The sequence below is a fragment of the Micromonospora echinofusca genome, from assembly GCF_017614955.1.
In the GTDB taxonomy this organism is placed as follows: Bacteria; Actinomycetota; Actinomycetes; order Mycobacteriales; family Micromonosporaceae; genus Micromonospora; species Micromonospora echinofusca_A.
Genome location: NZ_WVUH01000677.1, coordinates 1 through 1078, shown reverse-complemented (window position 1 = coordinate 1078; position 1078 = coordinate 1). Strand labels below are relative to the sequence as shown.

Below are 1078 nucleotides of genomic sequence, written 5' to 3'. Positions count from 1 at the left end.
GTACGGCATCCTGACGGCTGACCCGCCGTCCCCTCTGGAGGCTCAGGTGACCACATCCGCCGTCCCGGCGGTACCCGCCGGCGTCGCGCTCGTCACCGCCGACGTCGACGCCGCCCGCAGTTTCTACGCCGACCTGCTCGGCTGGACGTACGCCGAGTCGGCCGCCGGGATCACCGCGGTCGCCGACGGGGAGCCCGCCGCCGCACTGCACGCCGGTGCCGGACCGGCACGCTGGTGCACGGTCTTCGCCGCCGAGGACCCGGCCGCGGTCCGGGCCGCCGCGCTCCGCGCCGGGGCCCGCCTCGACGGGGTCGACGTACACGATCCGCTCGGCGGGCACTTCCGCCTCGGCGCCGCCGGCACCTCCGCCGTACCCGGCCCCGGTCGGCCCTGCTGGTACGAGTACATGACCACCGCCCCGGACGAGGCCGGACGGTTCTACACCGACGTCCTGACGTTGCCCGCCTCCGTGCCGCCCGGAGCCCCCGACGACTCGTACGCCGTGCTCACCGCCGACGGTCGCCCGGTGGCCGGCCGACTGGCGCTGCCCGCGCCGCTGGCCGGCGTGCTACCCACCGGCTGGATGGTGTACTTCGCCGTGGTCGACCCGGACGCCGCCGCCGCGCGGGCCGAACAGCTGGGTGGACGACTGCTGGTGCCGCCACGCGACGTGCCGACCGGCCGGGTCGCCGCGATCGCCGACCCGGCGGGCGCGGTGTTCACCGTCATCCGGCCCACCCCGGCCCCGGCGTAGTTCCCGGAGCCGGGCGCGTCGGCACCGGACGGAGCCGACCGGCCGCCGTTCCGTCCATTTCGGATCGACCGATCGTCGCCGGTGCTCCGGCCGCCGATTCCCGCCGACGCTGTTCCCGCGCCTGACCAGCGGATACCGGACGGCGGGGGTGGCGTGACGGTGGCTGTCCCGGCCCGGACGGTCGCCGCCCCATACCGTTCCCGCGCGGAACCGGATATCGTCGTGTGCGCACACGATGATCATGGCGTCGCCCAGTACCATCGCGGCAGCCCCGGTGCCGGACGGCCGGGCGGTGGAACGGACGACACCCGGGCGGGTGGGGCC

The 1078-nt window shown here is 76.3% G+C and carries 1 protein-coding gene; it reads left to right on the top strand.

The genetic code is table 11. The annotated features are described in order from the left end of the window. Nucleotides 1-46 precede the first annotated feature (46 nt). Complete coding sequence (locus GSF22_RS33820) at nucleotides 47-754, top strand: VOC family protein (RefSeq protein ID WP_208817948.1); 708 nt, start codon at nucleotides 47-49, stop codon at nucleotides 752-754. Nucleotides 755-1078: the final 324 nt, after the last annotated feature.